13 protein-coding genes are annotated in these 17411 nt (G+C 72.4%); 3 read left to right on the top strand and 10 right to left on the bottom strand.

Going from position 1 to position 17411, the window contains the following annotated elements; translation table 11 throughout:
* Positions 1-139: 139 nt before the first annotated feature.
* A complete protein-coding gene (locus ACP7BI_RS04745; RefSeq protein WP_425844057.1) occupies positions 140-1585 on the top strand; it encodes an alpha-amylase family glycosyl hydrolase in 1446 nt (481 codons plus the stop codon).
* Between the two features lie 578 nt (positions 1586-2163).
* On the opposite strand, the gene ACP7BI_RS04740 is transcribed toward ACP7BI_RS04745, so the two are convergent.
* The 6 genes from ACP7BI_RS04740 to ACP7BI_RS04715 all read right to left on the bottom strand — a co-directional run bounded on the left by ACP7BI_RS04740 (position 2164) and on the right by ACP7BI_RS04715 (position 10773).
* Positions 2164-3972 carry an ABC transporter ATP-binding protein gene (locus ACP7BI_RS04740; RefSeq protein ID WP_425844056.1) on the bottom strand — a complete coding sequence of 603 codons (1809 nt, stop codon included), beginning with the start codon at positions 3970-3972 and terminating at the stop codon, positions 2164-2166.
* Positions 3969-5843: an ABC transporter ATP-binding protein gene (locus ACP7BI_RS04735; RefSeq protein ID WP_425844055.1), complete on the bottom strand. Its 1875-nt coding sequence runs from the start codon at positions 5841-5843 to the stop codon at positions 3969-3971. The genes ACP7BI_RS04740 and ACP7BI_RS04735 overlap by 4 nt, the downstream gene beginning before the upstream one ends.
* A 286-nt stretch (positions 5844-6129) precedes the next feature.
* Complete coding sequence (locus ACP7BI_RS04730; protein ID WP_425844054.1) at positions 6130-6723, bottom strand: adenylate kinase; 594 nt, start codon at positions 6721-6723, stop codon at positions 6130-6132.
* 126 nt (positions 6724-6849) lie between these two features.
* Complete coding sequence (gene purH, locus ACP7BI_RS04725; RefSeq protein ID WP_425844053.1) at positions 6850-8568, bottom strand: bifunctional phosphoribosylaminoimidazolecarboxamide formyltransferase/IMP cyclohydrolase; 1719 nt, start codon at positions 8566-8568, stop codon at positions 6850-6852.
* Complete coding sequence (gene purN / locus ACP7BI_RS04720) at positions 8565-9194, bottom strand: phosphoribosylglycinamide formyltransferase (RefSeq protein ID WP_425844052.1); 630 nt, start codon at positions 9192-9194, stop codon at positions 8565-8567. The genes purH and purN overlap by 4 nt, the downstream gene beginning before the upstream one ends.
* A gap of 10 nt (positions 9195-9204) precedes the next feature.
* Positions 9205-10773 carry a DUF6350 family protein gene (locus ACP7BI_RS04715; RefSeq protein WP_425844051.1) on the bottom strand — a complete coding sequence of 523 codons (1569 nt, stop codon included), beginning with the start codon at positions 10771-10773 and terminating at the stop codon, positions 9205-9207.
* Positions 10774-10921: 148 nt separating this feature from the next.
* Here ACP7BI_RS04715 and ACP7BI_RS04710 point away from each other — a divergent pair, with 148 nt between their 5' ends.
* Entirely contained in the window at positions 10922-13141 is a 2220-nt protein-coding gene (locus ACP7BI_RS04710; RefSeq protein WP_425844050.1) for an NADP-dependent isocitrate dehydrogenase, read from the top strand.
* 102 nt (positions 13142-13243) lie between these two features.
* Here ACP7BI_RS04710 and ACP7BI_RS04705 read toward each other — a convergent pair whose 3' ends face one another.
* From ACP7BI_RS04705 to sucC, 4 genes are all read right to left on the bottom strand, one after another.
* Positions 13244-14056, bottom strand: coding sequence for an MBL fold metallo-hydrolase (locus ACP7BI_RS04705; RefSeq protein ID WP_425844049.1), 813 nt, complete (start codon positions 14054-14056; stop codon positions 13244-13246).
* Positions 14057-14098: 42 nt separating this feature from the next.
* Positions 14099-14287, bottom strand: a complete 189-nt coding sequence (locus tag ACP7BI_RS04700; protein WP_211450375.1) for a hypothetical protein — start codon at positions 14285-14287, stop codon at positions 14099-14101.
* 121 nt (positions 14288-14408) lie between these two features.
* Positions 14409-15308 (bottom strand): succinate--CoA ligase subunit alpha, encoded by a 900-nt coding sequence (sucD, locus tag ACP7BI_RS04695; protein ID WP_425844048.1) that lies wholly within the window; start codon positions 15306-15308, stop codon positions 14409-14411.
* A gap of 14 nt (positions 15309-15322) precedes the next feature.
* Positions 15323-16489, bottom strand: coding sequence for an ADP-forming succinate--CoA ligase subunit beta (sucC, locus tag ACP7BI_RS04690; RefSeq protein ID WP_425844047.1), 1167 nt, complete (start codon positions 16487-16489; stop codon positions 15323-15325).
* A 187-nt stretch (positions 16490-16676) separates the two neighbouring features.
* Here sucC and ACP7BI_RS04685 point away from each other — a divergent pair, with 187 nt between their 5' ends.
* On the top strand, positions 16677-17399 hold the full coding sequence (locus ACP7BI_RS04685; RefSeq protein WP_425844046.1) for a VIT1/CCC1 transporter family protein: 723 nt from the start codon (positions 16677-16679) through the stop codon (positions 17397-17399).
* The last annotated feature ends 12 nt before the right edge of the window (positions 17400-17411 follow it).

Here is a 17411-nt window from a genome sequence, read left to right as displayed (position 1 = left end):
ACGCAGAACGGGCTGCCGCCCTTGCGCCCTGGCTCCAGCGCTACAACACTGAACGCATCCACTCAGCCATCGGAGCCCCACCGATCACCCGAACCGCACCAAGGTCATGACCCGGTACATCTAGCCCCGCGAGCGCCGCGTGCGACGCCTGGCCGCCATCGTCGCCAGCGCGGCCGCGCTCGCGGTCGCGGGCTGCGCATCCGCCCCGCCCGAGCGCCGCGACGCGGGCGTCGCGATGTTCCAGTGGACGTGGGACGCGATCGCCGCCGAGTGCCCCGCGCTCGGCGAGGCCGGCGTCGCGTGGGTGCTGACCTCGCCGCCGCAAGAGCACGTCGACGGCGCGACAGCGGAGCTGCCCGGCGCGGATGGCACCGAGTGGTGGTGGAGCTACCAGCCCGTCTCCTACGCCGTCGAGTCGCGGCTCGGCACGCGCGACGAGTTCGCCGCGATGACCGCCGCGTGCGGCGAGGCAGGCGTCGACGTGTACGCGGATGCGGTGATCAACCACATGGCGGGCGTCGAGTCGGGCTCGGGCTGGGCGGGCACCGCCTTCGAGCACTACGAGTACCCCGGCCTCTACGGCCGCGCCGACTTCCACGACTGCGACCGCACGCCCGACGACGACATCGACGCCTACCGCGAGCCCTTCGTCATCCAGCACTGCGAGCTCGAGAACCTCGCCGACCTCGCGACCGAGTCGGAGCCCGTGCGGGCGAGGATCGTCGCCTACCTCGACGACCTGCTCTCGCTCGGCGTGACGGGCTTCCGCATCGACGCGGCGAAGCACATCGACCCCAGAGACGCAGCCGCGATCGTCGGCGCGCTGCCCGAGGGCACGCCCGTCATCAGCGAGGTGATCCGCGGCGCGGGCGAGCCGGTGACGCCCGAGCAGTACACGGGCTTCTCGACCGTGTGGGAGTTCGGCTGGGCCGAGCGCGTCGGCGCCTTCGTGCGCGGCGGGCAGGCGCGGGCGCTCGCCGACCTCTCCCCCGCCGGCTACGGCCTGCTCGAGGAGGGCCAGCGCACCTTCGTCGCCAACCACGACACCGAGCGCAACGGCCAGACGCTCTCCTACCGCGACGGCGGCGCCTTCGCCGCGGCGACCGCGGTCATGCTCGCGAGCGACTACGGGCCGCCGACGCTCTACTCGGGCTACGCCTTCTCCGACCGCGACGCGGGTCCCGAGCTCGAGCCCGACGGCTCGGTGGCGGATGCCTCGTGCACGGCGGATGCGCGACCGGACCCCGAGGGCGGCTGGAACGACGGCGAGTGGGTGTGCCAGCACCGCTGGCCGGGCACGCTCGAGCTCGTCTCCTGGCGCTCGCGCGTCGTCGACGCGCCCGTCACCGAGCAGTCGTCGATCGACTCGGTGTTCGTGTCGCTCCGCGGCGAGACGGCCGCGTTCGCCGTGCAGCTCGACGACGAGCCGACCTCGGTCGAGGTGCCCGTCGGCCTGCCTGACGGGAGCTACTGCGACGTCGTCGTGCCGGACTGCGCATCCGTCGTCGAGGTCGCCGGCGGCGTGGCCGCGCTCGAGCTCGGCCCGTGGCAAGCGGTCGCGCTCGACCGCTCCACCCGCCCGTAGCACCCCGCTCGTCGGCCCGACCCGCTCGTCGAGCAGCGGCCGCAGGCCGCCCCTCCGCGACCTACTCGACGAACAGGCTACGTTCCCCCGCTCGTCGAGTAGCGGCCGCAGGCCGCGCATCAAGACGCACAGTCGGTCCGTCTCGACACGGCCGCTCCGCGACCTACTCGACGAACAGGCTACGTTCCCCCGCTCGTCGAGCAGCGGCCGCAGGCCGCGCATCAAGACGCACAGTCGGTCCGTCTCGACACGGCCGCTCCGCGACCTACTCGACGAACAGGCTACGTTCCCCCGCTCGTCGAGCAGCGGCCGCAGGCCGCGCATCAAGACGCACAGTCGGTCCGTCTCGACACGGCCGCTCCGCGACCTACTCGACGAACAGGCTACGTTCCCCCGCTCGTCGAGCAGCGGCCGCAGGCCGCGTATCGAGACGCACAGTCGGTCCGTCTCGACACGGCCGCTCCGCGACCTACTCGACGAACAGGCTACGTTCCCCCGCTCGTCGAGCAGCGGCCGCAGGCCACGTATCGAGACGTCTCGATACGGCGCCTACGGCGCCTACTCGACGAACGGGTGAATCAGACGAGCGACTCCCGCCACGCGCGGTGCAGCGAGGCGAACTTGCCGCCCTGCTCGATGAGCTCGGCGGGCGAGCCGTCCTCGATGATCCGGCCGTGCTCCATCACGAGCACCCGGTCGGCGATCGCGACGGTCGAGAGCCGGTGGGCGATGATGATCGCCGTCCGGTCGGCGAGCAGGGTCGTGAGGCCCTCCTGCACGAGCCGCTCCGACGGGATGTCGAGCGACGCGGTCGCCTCGTCGAGGATGAGCACGCGCGGGTCGGCGAGGAACGCGCGCGCGAACGACAGCAGCTGCCGCTGCCCCGCGCTCACGCGACCGCCGCGCTTGTTGACGTCGGTCGCGTAGCCGTCGGGCAGCGCCTCGATGAAGCCGTGCGCGCCGACCGCACGCGCGGCCGCCTCGATCTCCTCGTCGCTCGCGCCGGGCTTGCCGAGCGCGATGTTGTCGGCGACGGTGCCCGAGAAGAGGTAGGCCTCCTGCGTCACCATCACGACCGCGCGCCGCAGGTCGTCGTTCGCGAGCTCGCGCAGGTCGACGCCGTCGAGCTTCACCGATCCGTCGGTCGGGTCGTAGAAGCGCGAGACGAGCTTCGCGAGCGTCGACTTGCCCGCGCCGGTCGTGCCGACGAGCGCGATCGTCTGACCGGAGGGGATGTGCAGGTCGAAGTCGGGCAGCACGACCTTGCCGTTGCCGTACGCGAAGCGCACCGCGTCGAAGTCGATCTGGCCGCGCGAGGCGGGCAGCGCCTTCGGCTGCACCGGCTCCTTCACCGTCGGCTCCTCCTCGAGCACGCCCGAGATCTTCTCGAGCGCGGCCGAGGCCGACTGGTAGCCGTTGAAGAACATGCCGATGCCCTGGATGGGCTGGAAGAAGTTGCGCGCGTAGAGGGCGACGCCGAGCAGGGCGCCGATCTGCATCGAGCCCTCGACGACCCGGAGGCCGCCGACGAGCACGAGCGTCGCGATCGTGACCGCGCCGATCATCATGATGCCCGGCTCGTAGATGCCGAAGATGTTGATCGTGCGGTAGTTCGCGTCGCGGTAGTCGTCGACGCGCTCGTCGAACTCGCGCTGGTTCGCGCCCTCCTTGCGGAACGCCTTCACGGCGCGGATGCCCGTCATGGTCTCGACGAAGTGCACGATCATGCGCGCGCTCGTCGTGCGCGTCTCGCGGAAGAGCACCGTCGAGCGAACCTGGAACCAGCGCGTGAGGATGATCGCCGGGATGAGCGCGATGCCGATGATCGCGCCCGAGAGCGGGTCGAGCAGCGTCATGGCGCCGGCCGTGAAGCCCATGATGAGCACGCCGCGCACGAGCTCGTTGAGGCCCTGGTCGAGCAGGTCGCGGATCGACTCGAGGTCGCTCGTCTGCCGCGCGATGATGCGGCCCGACGTGTAGGACTCGTGGAACTCGAGGCTCAGCCGCTGCGCGTGCGCGAACAGGCGGCGGCGCAGCTCGTAGAGCACCGTCTGGCTGATGCGCGCGATGCCGACCGTGTAGAGGTACATGAGCACGCCGGCGGCGATCGCCGCGGCGATGTAGACGAGCGTCGCGACCCACAGCGGCATCCAGTCGCCCTGCTGCATGATCGCGGGCAGCCCGACGTCGATGCCGTAGGCGATGAGCAGCGGCCCCGCGATGTTCGCGGCCGCCGCGATGACGACGAACAGCAGGGTCACGACGACACGGCCGACGTGCGGCTTCAGCAGCGAGCCGAGCAGCCGCCGCGAGCGCGCGCGGATGGCCTTCGACTCGGCCTTGGTGTAGTCGGTGCGGTCCTCGCCCTGCACGCCCTGCACGGTCATCGGGAGACCCCCTCGGAAGACTCGGCATCGAGCTCGTCGAGGTCGATGACCTCCATCGCGCCGGTGACGGCGGCGATCGACTGGCGGTCGCGCTCGGCCTCCTCGAGGCTCGAGATCACGTAGCGGTAGTGCTCGCTGCGGGCGAGCAGCTCCGAGTGGGTGCCGACGTCGACGATCCGGCCGTCGTGCATGAGCGCGACCCGGTCGGCGAGCTGCACCGTGCTGGGGCGGTGGGCGACGATGAGCGCGGTCGTGCGCTCGAGCACGTGCCGCAGCGCATCCTCGACCTGCGCCTCGGTCTCGACGTCGAGCGCCGAGAGCGGGTCGTCGAGCACGAGCACCGCCGGGTCGGCCGCGACGGCGCGCGCGAGCGCGAGCCGCTGCCGCTGGCCGCCGGAGAGGGAGAGGCCCTCCTCGCCGATCTCGGTGTCGAGCCCGTCCGGCAGGTTGCGCGCGAAGTCGGCCTGCGCGATCGAGAGGGCGCGGTCGAGGGCCTCCTCCGACGCATCCGGGGCGCCCATGAGCACGTTGTCGCGCACGGACGCCGAGAAGAGCGTCGCGTCCTCGAACGCCATCGCGATGTGCGTGCGCAGCTCCTCGAGCGTGAGCTCGCGCACGTCGACGCCATCGAGCAGCACCCGGCCGCCCGTGACATCGTAGAGGCGGGTCGGCAGCGCCGTGAGCGTCGTCTTGCCCGAGCCGGTGATGCCGATGAGCGCCATCGTCTCGCCCGGCTCGATCACGAGGTCGGCGCCGTCGACGAGGTCGCGCTCGTGCGGCTGCGCGTCCTGGTAGCGGAAGTGCACGCCCTCGAACACGAGTCGGCCCTTCGGCTCGCGGATGGTCTTCGGCTCGGCCGGGTCGACGATCGTGTTCTCGCTGTCGAGGATCTCGTGGAAGCGGCGGGATGCGTTCGACGCGTCGATGAGGAACGCGAACAGGAAGCCGATCGACTCGATGGGCCAGTTGAGCACCATCGCGACGGCGAAGAACGCGAAGAGCGTGCCGACCGTGATCTGGCCGCTCGCCGCGAGCCAGACGCCGAGGAAGAGGCAGACGGCGTACGAGACGTACGGCACGATCGTCAGCCACATCCACAAGCTGCCGTCCATGCGGGCCTTGTCGATCTCGGTCTCGCGCAGCCGCTTGGCCTGGTCGGTGAAGCCCTCGAGCGCGTGGCGGCCACGGCCGAACGCCTTGAGCACGCGGATGCCGTGGATCGACTGCTCGACGGTCGTCGCGAGGTCGCCCGCCTGGTCCTGCGCGGAGCGCGAGATCGAGAAGTAGCGGCGCTCGAAGCGCAGCGCGACGAGCACGATGGGCGCCGAGAGCGTGACGAAGACGCCGGCGAGCAGCGGGCTCCAGTAGAAGAGCACGCCGATGCCGACCACGAGCGTGATCGAGTTGACGACGAGCAGCGGTGCGCCGAAGGCGGTGAAGCGGCGGATCATGCCGAGGTCCTGCACCGCGCGGCTGAGCAGCTGCCCCGACTGCCAGCGGTCGTGGAACGCGACCGGCAGCGCCTGCAGCTTCGCGTAGAGCGTGCGGCGCATCGACGCCTCGACCTTGGTCGAGGGCAGCGTCACGAGCAGCCGGCGCATGTAGACGAAGAACGCCTCGCCGAGGCCGAGCGCGAGGATCGCGATGCCGACCGGCCACACGGCGGCCGCGTCGCCGGCGGCGAGCGGGCCGTCGACGAGCGCGCGCATCGCGATGGGCGTCGCGAGGCTCAGCAGCGCTGAGAGCAGCGCGGCGAACGTGCCCCACAGCAGGCGCGGCAGCACGGGCCGGAGGAACGGCACGAGCCGCGAGAGCGCTCGCAGGTGGCCGACGGGCTTGGTCTCGGTCTGGTCCGGAGACGTCGAGGACATGAGGGGATCCTTCGCGGTCGCAGGCTGGGTAGGCCTGCGATGGTGTGACGCGACGATGGTCGCAGTGGTCGTGCGGCGTCAGCGGAGCGTGACGCGGGGCGAGCGGGCTCGCGGCGGGCGGGGCCCTTCGGCCGTCCTAGGCGGCGGGGCCCGCGGAGCGGACGCGGAGGGCGCGGGTGGCAGCGATCGCAGCGGTCGTCGTCGTGCTCATGGCATCCTCCTGGCGTCGGCAGCACCCGGTCGGTGCAGACAGCCTTCGATCCTAAGCAGATGCCATGCGACGTGTCTACCGCTGATCGGCGTTTCCCGATGACTCGGCGTCGCGCGTTCCCCGATCGAGCGCCGCGAGCAGCCGATCGGCGTCGGCGGGCGTGCGGAGCAGCAGCACGGGCGGCGCCCCGGCGTCGGCGCGCCAAGCGCGCATCCGCTCGCGCTTCGAGCGCCACGAGCGGAAGTGCCAGACGAGGATCGAGTCGCGCGCGAGCACGAGCCGCAGCGTCTCGACGTTGCCGTTGCAGACGCGCTCGCGCGTGCGGAGGCGTTTCGCCGTGCGGCGCACGAGCCGGCCGAGCGACACGAGCCGCGGGTAGTCGAGGCCGACGATCACGTCGACGCGCTCGATCGCGGCGCGGTTGTGGATGCCGTAGACCGTGTCGGCGACGTACGCCTCCCGGTCGAGCACCGGGAGCACGCGCGCGTCGAGCTCGGCGCGCGGCGGCTGCACCCAGCCGGGATCCCAGCAGAGGTCGTCCATGAGCACGACCGGCAGGCCGAGCCGCTCGGCGAGCGCGGTCGCGAGCGTCGACTTGCCCGATCCCGTGACGCCGAAGCACAGCACGCGACGCGCGCGGCGCACGTCGTCGATCGTCCCCGCGCTCATGCGGGCGAGGCTAGCGGACGCTCGACCGGGGCGGACCGGGTCTCGGTACGCGCGGCCTTCGGCCGCGCTACTCGACCTTGAGTCCTTCGCGCGCAACGGGGCTGCGCCCCATTGCGCGCTTCGGACTCAATGCGCGAAGTGGCGCTCCCCTGTGAAGTACATCGTGATGCCGGCGGCGGTCGCCGCGGCGATGACCTCCTCGTCGCGCACCGAGCCGCCCGGCTGCACGACGGCGCTCACGCCCGCGTCGAGCAGCACCTGGAGGCCGTCCGCGAACGGGAAGAACGCATCCGATGCCGCGACCGAGCCCGCGGCCCGCTCCCCCGCTCGCGAGACCGCGAGCGCGCACGAGTCGACGCGGTTGACCTGGCCCATGCCGACCCCGACCGAGGCGAGCCCGGCGGCGAGCAGGATGGCGTTCGACTTCACCGAGCGCACCGCGCGCCACGCGAACTCAAGATCGGCGAGCACGTCGTCGGGCACGTGCGAGCCCGCGACCCGCCGCCACGTGTGCGACGAGAAGCCCTCGAACGTGTCGGGCTGCTGCACGAGCACGCCGCCCGAGACCTGCCGCAGCTCCGAGCCCTCGCGCGCGTAGCCCTCGGGCAGCCGCAGCAGCCGGATGCTCTTCTTCGCCGTGAGCAGCTCGAGCGCCTCGGGCTCGAAGTCGGGCGCGACCACGACCTCGGTGAAGATGTCCTTCACCGTCTCGGCCATCGCGCGCGTCACGGTGCGGTTCGCGGCGATGACACCGCCGAAGGCCGAGACCGGGTCGCACGCGTGCGCGCGCTCGTGCGCCGAGGCGATCGCGTCGGCAGCGCCGGGCGCCGCGATCGCGATGCCGCACGGGTTGGCGTGCTTGATGATCGCGACCGCCGGCTCGACGAAGTCGTACGCCGCACGCAGCGCCGCATCGGCATCGACGTAGTTGTTGAACGACATCGGCTTGCCGTGCAGCAGCTCGGCTTGCGTGATGCCGCGGCCGCCGGGCAGCGCGAACAAGCCGGCCTGCTGGTGGCTGTTCTCGCCGTAGCGCAGGCCCTGCACGAGGCTCGCGGCACCGACCGCGCGCAGCAGCCCGCTCGCGCTCGAGGTGTCGGCGGCGGATGCGTCGACGGACTCGGGCGCGCTCGTCGCGGTCGCCGGGGCGGCCTGCGCCTCGGCGGCTGCCGGCGCTTCGGCAGCCGGCGCGGTCGCCGCGGCGGCGCTCGGCTCGTCGACCGGCTCCCCCGCGAACCAGCGCGCGACGGCGCGGTCGTAGGCGGCGGTGTGGGCGAACGCATCGCGCGCGAGGGCGCGGCGCTGCATGAGGTCCAGCCCCGTGCCGGCGGCCTTCGCGATGAGCGGGTAGACGCGCGGGTCGGTGACGATCGCGACGTTCGCGTGGTTCTTCGCCGACGCGCGCACCATCGCCGGGCCGCCGATGTCGATCTGCTCGACGATGTCGGCGTCGGCCGCGCCCGAGCGCACCGTCTCGACGAACGGGTAGAGGTTGACGACGACGAGCTCGAACGGCGCGATGCCGAGCTCGGCGAGCTGCGCCTCGTGGTGCTCGAGCCGCAGGTCGGCGAGCAGGCCGGCGTGGATCGCCGGGTGCAGCGTCTTGACGCGGCCGTCGAGGGCCTCCGCGAACCCGGTGACAGCCGCGACCTCGGTGACCGGCAGCCCCGCGTCCGCGAGCATCTTCGCGGTCGAGCCGGTCGAGACGAGCTCGACGCCCGCCTGCGCGAGGGCCGCGCCGAGCTCGACGATGCCGGTCTTGTCGCTCACCGAGAGCAGCGCGCGCCGGAAGGGCACCGCATCGCGCTCGCGGTAGAGGCTCGGGTCGTGCTGGGGTCCGCTCACTTGGCTTCCTCCGGTGCGGTCTCTGGCCGGTCGAGCTTGTGCTCGAGGCCGTGGTCGGCGAGGTCGATCGAGCCGTCGGCGATGCCCTCGAGCACACCCGCGAGCAGGTCGCGCTCGACGGCCTTGATGCGCTCGTGGAGCGTCGCCTCGGTGTCATCAGGCAGCACGGGCACGCGCTGCTGGGCGAGGATCGGGCCGGTGTCGACGCCGCTGTCGACGATGATGACGCTCGCGCCCGTCTCGGTGACGCCCGCCGCGAGCGCGTCGCGCACGCCGTGCGCGCCGGGGAACTCGGGCAGGAACGCCGGGTGCGTGTTGAGCAGCGCCGGCGCGAAGCGCGAGACCGCCTGCGCCGAGAGCAGCCGCATGAAGCCCGAGAGCACGACGAGGTCGGGCTCGAACGCCTCGACGCGCTCGGCGACGCGCTCGCTCCACGCCTCGCGCGGCGGCGCGAACGGCTCGACGAACGTCGGGATGCCGGCGGCGCGCGCGATCTCGACGCCGCCGCACTCGCGGTCGGCGCCGACGGCGATCACCTCGACGGCGACGCGGCCGGAGCGGGCGCGATCGAGCAGGTCGGCGAAGTTGCTGCCGCTCCCGGAGACGAGGACGACGACGCGGAGCACGTCCTCCAGCCTACCGACGGCGCTCGTCGTCGTCGGCAGACGGGGTCGGATGCGCTCCGTCAGCCGCGCTCCCGGGCTCGGGGCCGTCGTCGGGCGCCTCCGCACCGCCGGCGGGCGCGTCGACGGGCTCGACCGCTTGCGTCTCCGCCTGATCCTCGATCGAGACCGCGACGACGGGGGACGTCTCCTGCGGCTCGGCCGTCGCCGGCTGGGCCGTCACGGGCTCGGCGGGCGCCGGCTCGGCGAGCGGCGCGACCGACCGCGTCTCCTGCTCGTCGGCGTCCGCACCGCCCGCGGACGCATCCGCCGCATCACGGTCGGCGCGCAGCCCGAGCACCTCGCGGATCGTCGAGCCCTCTCCCTCGCGGGCGAGCGAGCCGACGCCGCGGCCGCCGACGACGAGGCCGATGAGCAGGCCGACGCCCACCTCGAGCGCGCCCCACGCGGCGACGAGCACCGCGTCGGGGCCCGCCTCGGCGAGCCGACCCGGCCCGGTCGCGCCGCTCGAGAGCATCGCGGCGAGGCCGAGCAGCGCTCCGGCGAGCACGCCGCCCCCGACGCCGGCGATCGCGAGCTCCCACCAGTGCACGGGGCGCGAGGGCTCGCCCGCGAGGATCGTCTGCCGCGCGAGCGCGCCGACCACGACCGCCGCGACGACCGGGAGCGCGACGACCGCGAGCATCCACGGCGCCGCCTCGGGGTCGATCGCCGACAGCAGCGGCATCGCGGGGATCGGGCCGAGGTCGGTGCCGAGCGGCGAGACGTGCGAGCCGGTGCCGATCATGAAGCCCGGCCCGATCGCCCACGCCGCGGCCCAGACGATCGCGACGGGCGCGAGCGCGAGCTGCAGCAGGAAGAGCACGAACGCGCCGAGGTGCGTCACCTGCAGCGACTCCATCACGAGCAGCCCGTCGGCGAAGCGCGCGAAGAGGCCGACGCCGAGCACGAGCCCGCCGACGCCGAGCACCGCGACCGCCCCGCCCGCGCCGGTGCGGAGCGCGGCGCGGAGCGGGCGCATCCAGCGGTCCTCGATCGTGAGCGCACGCGATGCCGCGTCGAGCCAGTCGTGCCCGTGCACGCGCACGATCGCGGCGGCCATGCCGACGAGCGCGACGAGCGCGGGCAGCGCGAAGGCCTGCGCGAGGTCGGGGGATGCGATGGGGTGCTGCGCGCTCACGGCCGCGAGCAGGCCGACGGTGCCGGTCGCGAGCGCGCCGCAGAGCGTCGCGATGCCCGCATCGAGGATCGGCAGCTCGGCGAGCCGGCGACCGCTGCGCCAGTGCAGCCACAGCGTGATGAGGCCGATGCCCCACGCGCCGAGCGTGACGGCGAAGGGCCGGCTCGCCGCCTCGATCCCGACCGCGATGACCGCGTCGCGGCCAAGCTCGAGCGAGAGGTCGACGCCGTGGCCGACGAGCCACGCGTCGGCCGCGATGCGCCACTGCACGAGCGGGTCGCCGGCGAAGCCCCCATCGACGCCCCAGACGGCGAGCAGCACGAGCGCGCACAGCACGAGGCCCACCGCTGCGATGGCGGCGGACTCGACTGCCTGGCCGATCCCGGCCCACACGCGACGCACGGCTGGCACCCTACCGACGCATCCGCCCCGCGTCCTTCCGCCGCGCGGCGCTCGGGCATGGTCGCGGTAGGTTGGATGCGCACGGCGCGGCCCGCGCACGCTCTCGAGGCCGCCGTCACAATCCGAGACCGCGAGGGGTTCGAGCCGCATGGCCAAGATCATCTACACGTACACCGACGAGGCGCCGATGCTCGCGACGCACTCGCTGCTGCCGATCGTCGAGGCGTTCGCCGCGGCCGCCGACGTCGAGGTCGAGCGCCGTGACATCTCGCTCGCCGGTCGCGTCGTCGCCGCCTTCGCCGACCGCCTGCCGGCCGAGCAGCAGGAGGCCGACGCGCTCGCCGAGCTCGGCGAGCTCGCGAAGACGCCCGAGGCCAACATCATCAAGCTGCCGAACATCTCGGCCTCGGTGCCGCAGCTCAAGGCCGTCATCGCCGAGCTGCAGTCGAAGGGCTTCGCGCTCCCCGACTACCCCGACGAGGTCGTCACGGACGACGACCGCGACGTGCGGGCCCGCTACGACTCCGTCAAGGGCTCGGCCGTCAACCCGGTGCTGCGCGAGGGCAACTCCGACCGCCGCGCCCCGCGCTCGGTGAAGGAGTACGCGCGCAAGCACCCGCACTCGATGGGCGCGTGGTCGGCCGACTCGAAGACGGCCGTCGCGACGATGGACGCGGGTGACTTCCGCTCGAACGAGCAGTCGGTGACGATGCCCGCCGCCGACACGCTGCAGATCCGCCTCGTCGGCGCCGATGGCGAGACGACCGTGCTCAAGGACGGCCTCGCCGTGCTCGAGGGCGAGATCGTCGACGCGACGTTCATGTCGGCGAAGGCGCTCGACGCGTTCCTCGCCGAGCAGGTCCGCCGCGCGCGCGACGAGCACATCCTCTTCTCCGCCCACCTCAAGGCGACGATGATGAAGGTCTCCGACCCGATCATCTTCGGCCACGTCGTGCGCGCGTTCCTCCCCGCGGTGTTCGAGCAGTACGGCGAACAGCTCGCCGAGGCGGGCCTCTCGCCCGAGAACGGACTCGCCTCGATCCTCTCCGGGCTCTCTGAGCTCGGCGACGAGACGGCCGCCGCGGTGCGCGCCGCGATCGAGCAGGGCATCGCCGACGGCCCCCGCCTCGCGATGGTGAACTCCGACCGCGGGATCACGAACCTGCACGTGCCCTCCGACGTCATCGTCGACGCATCCATGCCCGCGATGATCCGCCAGTCAGGGCACATGTGGGGCCCGGATGGCGAGGAGGCCGACACGCTCGCGGTCATCCCCGACTCGTCGTACGCCGGCATCTACCAGGTCGTCATCGAGGACTGCCAGCGCAACGGCGCCTTCGACCCGAAGACGATGGGCTCCGTGCCGAACGTCGGCCTCATGGCGCAGAAGGCCGAGGAGTACGGCTCGCACGACAAGACGTTCCGCATCGAGCGCGACGGCCGCGTCGAGGTCGTGAACGCCGCCGGCGACGTGCTGCTCTCGCACGACGTCGAGGCCGGCGACATCTGGCGCGCGTGCCAGACGAAGGACGTGCCGGTGCGCGACTGGGTGAAGCTCGCGGTCACGCGCGCCCGCGCCTCGTCGACGCCCGCGATCTTCTGGCTCGACGCCGAGCGCGCGCACGACGCCGAGCTCATCAAGAAGGTCGAGGCCGAGCTGCCGCAGCACGACACCGAGGGGCTCGACATCCAGATCCTGAGCCCCGTCGAGGCGACGCGCGTCTCGATCGAGCGCATCCGCCGCGGTGAGGACACCATCTCGGTGACCGGCAACGTGCTGCGCGACTACAACACCGACCTCTTCCCGATCCTCGAGCTCGGCACGAGCGCGAAGATGCTCTCGGTCGTGCCGCTGCTCAACGGCGGCGGCCTGTTCGAGACGGGCGCCGGTGGCTCGGCGCCGAAGCACGTGCAGCAGCTCGTCGAGGAGAACCACCTGCGCTGGGACTCGCTCGGCGAGTTCATGGCGCTCGCGGAGTCGTTCCGCCACCTGTCGGAGTCGACCGGCAACGCCCGCGCGGGCGTGCTCGCCGAGACGCTCGACGCGGCGACCGGCACGTTCCTCAACGAGAACAAGTCGCCGTCGCGCAAGGTCGGCGAGATCGACAACCGCGGCAGCCACTTCTGGCTCGCGCGCTACTGGGCCGAGGAGCTCGCCGGCCAGACCGTCGACGCGCAGCTCGCCGAGGCGTTCGCGCCGGTCGCGCAGCAGCTCGTCGAGCAGACCGCCGCGATCGAGCGCGAGCTGCTCGAGGTGCAGGGCTCGCCCGTCGACCTCGGCGGCTACTACCGGGTCGACACCGACCTCGCCGACGCGGCGATGCGCCCGAGCGCGTCGCTCAACGCGATCCTCGCGCACCTGCGCTGACGCGAGACCGAGAGGGGCGGATCCGCCCGAGCGGGCCGGGCGTGCCGGCCCCGCTCGGGCGCATCCGCCCCTCTTGCTCGCCCCCGTCCGGGCTGCCACGCCTCACGTGAGGTCGTCGTGCACGCCCGTCACCCAGTCGATGTGGCGCTGCGCGCTGCGCGCGATCGCCTCCGGCCCGTCCTCGACGACCTGGCCGGGGATGTTGCCGTACACGCGGCGGAACCGCAGCGCCGCCGACTGCTCCGCGAGCCGCCGCACGACGCCGGCCGAGAGCGGGATGTCGTTCGTGTAGGAGCGCATGAACGCGACGCTCCGCCGATCGGGCTTCGGCTGCATCGTGTCGCCGGCGAGCAGCGATCCCTGTCCGCCGCTCCCCCGCTCCCACAGGATGACGGCGGCGCCCGGGAAGTGGCCGCCGAAGCGGATGAGCCGCACGCCCGGCAGCAGCTCGAGCTCGCCGTCCCACAGGTCGATGCGCTCGTGCCGCCTGGCGATCCAGGATGCGTCGCGCTGGTTCACGAGCACGCGCGCGTCGAGCGCGTCCGCCCACGCGCACTGCACGCCGAACATGTGCGGGTGCGACGCGACGACGTACGAGAGGCCGCCGAGCTCGCGCACCTGCTCGACAGCGTCGTCGGTGATCGTGCCGAGCGGATCCCACAGCACGTTGCCCGCGTCGGTCTGCACGAGGATCGAGCGCTGGCCGATGCCGACCGCGGGGTCGGACGTGAGCGCCCACGCGCCGGGCTCGAGCTCGACGACGTCGATGTGCATGCCATCGGCGAGCTGCTCCTCGACGCTCGTCCAGATCTGGCCGTGCAGCGGCACCCACTGCCGCTCGTCGGCGCAGATGCGGCAGGTCTCGGGCAGCGGCGCAGCGGTCTCGACGCCGCACGTCGCGCAGAGGATCGTCATGCTGCCACTGTGCACCGCGCTCGCGCCGAGCGCGAGGCGTCGTCAGTCGACGTCGGGCTTCGCGGCCTCGTCGTCGGCCGCCTCGTCCTCCTCCGGCTCGAACGTCGACTCCTCGTCGGTCGTCGTCGCGCCGAGCCCGTCGGGGTTCGCGGGGATCGTGCCGTCGTCGCCGAGCCCACCGGGCTTCTTCGTGCCCTCGCCGTCGTGCTCGCTGCTCGCGTCGTGATGCATGGCTGCCTCCTCGGGTCGTGCAGCCACCCTAGACCGCGCGCCCGAACGGCGGCCGGGAACGAGGAAGGGCCCCGGCCGAAGCCGGGGCCCGTTGCTCACGCAGTCGTGCTCACGCAGTCGCTCAGAGCGACTCGATGACCTCCCGCATGAGGCGGGCGGTCTCGGACGGCGTCTTGCCGACCTTGACGCCGGCCGCCTCGAGCGCGACCTGCTTCGCCTCTGCGGTGCCGGAGGAGCCGGAGACGATCGCGCCGGCGTGGCCCATCGTCTTGCCCTCGGGAGCGGTGAAGCCCGCGACGTAGCCGACGACCGGCTTCGTCACGTTGGCCTTGATGAAGTCGGCCGCGCGCTCCTCGGCGTCGCCGCCGATCTCGCCGATCATGACGATCGCCTTCGTCTCGGGGTCGGCCTCGAACGCCTCGAGCGCGTCGATGTGCGTCGTGCCGATGATCGGGTCGCCGCCGATGCCGATGGCGGTCGAGAAGCCGATGTCGCGCAGCTCGAACATCATCTGGTAGGTCAGCGTGCCCGACTTCGACACGAGGCCGATCGGGCCCTTGCCCGTGATGTTCGCCGGCGTGATGCCGACGAGCGACTCCTCGGGCGTGATGATGCCCGGGCAGTTCGGCCCGATGATGCGCGTCGTGCCCTTCGCCTTGGCGTGGGCCCAGAACTCGGCCGAGTCCTGCACCGGGATGCCCTCGGTGATGACGACGAGCAGGCCGATGCCCGCGTCGACGGCCTCGATGACGGCGTCCTTCGCGAAGGCCGGCGGCACGAAGACGATCGACGTGTCGGCGCCCGTCTCGGCCATCGCCTCGGCGACGGAGCCGAAGACCGGCAGCTCGACGGCGGAGCCGTCCTTCGCCGTGTGGGAGACGGTCGTGCCGGCCTTGCGCGCGTTCACGCCGCCGACGACCTGGGTGCCGGCCGCGAGCATCCGGGCGGTGTGCTTCGAGCCCTCGCCGCCGGTGATGCCCTGGACGATGACCTTGCTGTCCTTGTTGAGGTAGATCGACATCTCTTCTGGTTCTCCTATGCCGCAGCCAGCTCGGCGGCCTTGTCGGCGGCCTCGTCCATCGTCTCGACCACCGTCACGAGCGGGTGGTTCGCGTCGGCGAGGATCCGCCGACCCTCCTCGACGTTGTTGCCGTCGAGCCGCACCACGAGCGGCTTCGAGGCCTCCGCCCCGAGGATCTCGAGCGCCTTCACGATGCCGTTCGCGACCTCGTCGCACGCGGTGATGCCGCCGAAGACGTTGACGAAGACGCTCTTGACGTCCTCGTCGTTCAGGATGACGTCGAGGCCCGCGGCCATGACCTGCGCGGATGCGCCGCCGCCGATGTCGAGGAAGTTGGCGGGCTTGACGCCGCCGTGGCGCTCGCCCGCGTAGGCGACGACGTCGAGCGTCGACATGACGAGGCCCGCGCCGTTGCCGATGATGCCGACCTGGCCGTCGAGCTTCACGTAGTTGAGGCCGGCCTCCTTGGCCTTCGCCTCGAGCGGGTTCGCCGCGGCCTTGTCCTCGAGCTGCGCGTGCGTCTCGTGGCGGAACTCGGCGTTCTCGTCGAGCGTGATCTTGCCGTCGAGCGCGATGACGTCGCCGCCCTCGGTGAGCACGAGCGGGTTGACCTCGACGAGCGTCGCGTCCTCGCCGGTGAAGACGCCGTAGAGCTTCACGATGACGGGCGCGACCTTCGCGACGAGCTCCTCGGGGAAGCTCGCGGCGCGCACGATCTCCTCGGCCTTCGCCTGGTCGATGCCAGTCGCCGGGTCGACCTCGACCTTGGCGAGCGCCTCGGGGCGCTCCTCGGCGAGCTGCTCGATCTCCATGCCGCCCTCGTACGAGCACATCGCGAGGTACGAGCGGTTGGCGCGGTCGAGCAGCACCGAGAAGTAGTACTCCTCCTTGATGGCGGCGCCCTCGGCGACCATCACGCGGTGCACGGTGTGGCCCTTGATGTCGAGGCCGAGGATCGCCTCCGCGGCGTCCTTCGCCTCCTCGGGGCTCTTCGCGAGCTTGACGCCGCCGGCCTTGCCGCGACCGCCCGTCTTGACCTGCGCCTTCACGACCACGACACCGCCGCCGAGCTCCGCAGCAGCCGCCTGCGCCTCCTCGGGCGTGTCAGCCGTGATGCCGCGCAGCACGGGGACCCCGTGCTGCTCGAACAGGTCCCTTGCCTGGTACTCGTACAGATCCACGCGTCATCCAATCGGTGTGCTGTTGGGGAATCGCCGTCGACCAGCCTATCCCCGCACCGCATGCGGCCCTGTCGCTTTCGGCTCGCCGAAGCCGATGCCTTCGGCTCGCGGGCGCAGATCCGCCGAGTGCCGCCTTGCTTGCGGCGCCCGCACGGGCACCGGACGATGGACGCCCGGGAGGACATCCATGGATCCTGCGCTCCAGCGCCGTCCCGACCTGCCGCCGCCGGTCGGATCTATCGCGTCGAAGCTCAACTGGCTGCGCGCCGGCGTGCTCGGCGCGAACGACGGCATCGTCTCGACGGCGGCCCTGATGGTCGGCGTCGCGGGCGCCGGCACCTCGCCTGCGGGGGTGCTGACAGCCGGCGTGGCGGCGCTCGTCGCCGGCGCGTTCTCGATGGGCGTCGGCGAGTACGTCTCGGTGTCGTCGCAGCGCGATAGCGAGCGCGGCGCGATCCGGCGCGAGGAGCAGTTCCTCGCCGACAACCCCGACGGGCAGATCGACCAGCTCGCCCACATGTTCGAGGAGCGGGGCCTCTCCCCCGCGACCGCCCACACCGCCGCGGTCGAGCTGCACGAGCGGGACCCGCTGCGCGCGCACTTGAGCATCGAGTACAACCTCGACCCCGATGACCTGAACAACCCCTGGTCGGCCGCCGCCGCATCCGCCGTCGCCTTCTCGCTCGGCTCGCTCATCCCGCTGCTCGCGGCGCTCTTCGCGCCGAGCGCGTGGATGCCCTGGCCGATCGTCGTGGCGACGATGGTCGCGCTGCTCATCACGGGCTTCGTCTCGGCGCGCATCGGCGCTTCCGGCAAGCGGGTCGCGATGTTCCGCGTGCTCATCGGCGGCGGCATCGCGCTCGCGGCGACGTACATGATCGGCACGCTCTTCGACACGCCGGTGCACTAGTGCCGGCCCAGC

The sequence above is a fragment of the Agrococcus sp. TSP3-2-1 genome, assembly GCF_049897585.1.
In the GTDB taxonomy this organism is placed as follows: Bacteria; Actinomycetota; Actinomycetes; order Actinomycetales; family Microbacteriaceae; genus Agrococcus.
Note: the sequence above shows the minus strand (reverse complement) of the source record. Positions and strands in the feature narration are given on the sequence as shown.

Bases quoted from the DNA above. Each gene is read 5' to 3' on its own strand.
- ACP7BI_RS04700 (WP_211450375.1), bottom strand. From the start codon at position 14,287: ATGCATCACGACGCGAGCAGCGAGCACGACGGCGAGGGCACGAAGAAG.
- ACP7BI_RS04740 (WP_425844056.1), bottom strand. From the start codon at position 3,972: ATGACCGTGCAGGGCGTGCAGGGCGAGGACCGCACCGACTACACCAAG.
- ACP7BI_RS04710 (WP_425844050.1), top strand. From the start codon at position 10,922: ATGGCCAAGATCATCTACACGTACACCGACGAGGCGCCGATGCTCGCG.
- ACP7BI_RS04685 (WP_425844046.1), top strand. From the start codon at position 16,677: ATGGATCCTGCGCTCCAGCGCCGTCCCGACCTGCCGCCGCCGGTCGGA.
- sucD (WP_425844048.1), bottom strand. From the start codon at position 15,308: ATGTCGATCTACCTCAACAAGGACAGCAAGGTCATCGTCCAGGGCATC.
- ACP7BI_RS04705 (WP_425844049.1), bottom strand. From the start codon at position 14,056: ATGACGATCCTCTGCGCGACGTGCGGCGTCGAGACCGCTGCGCCGCTG.
- ACP7BI_RS04735 (WP_425844055.1), bottom strand. From the start codon at position 5,843: ATGTCCTCGACGTCTCCGGACCAGACCGAGACCAAGCCCGTCGGCCAC.
- ACP7BI_RS04730 (WP_425844054.1), bottom strand. From the start codon at position 6,723: ATGAGCGCGGGGACGATCGACGACGTGCGCCGCGCGCGTCGCGTGCTG.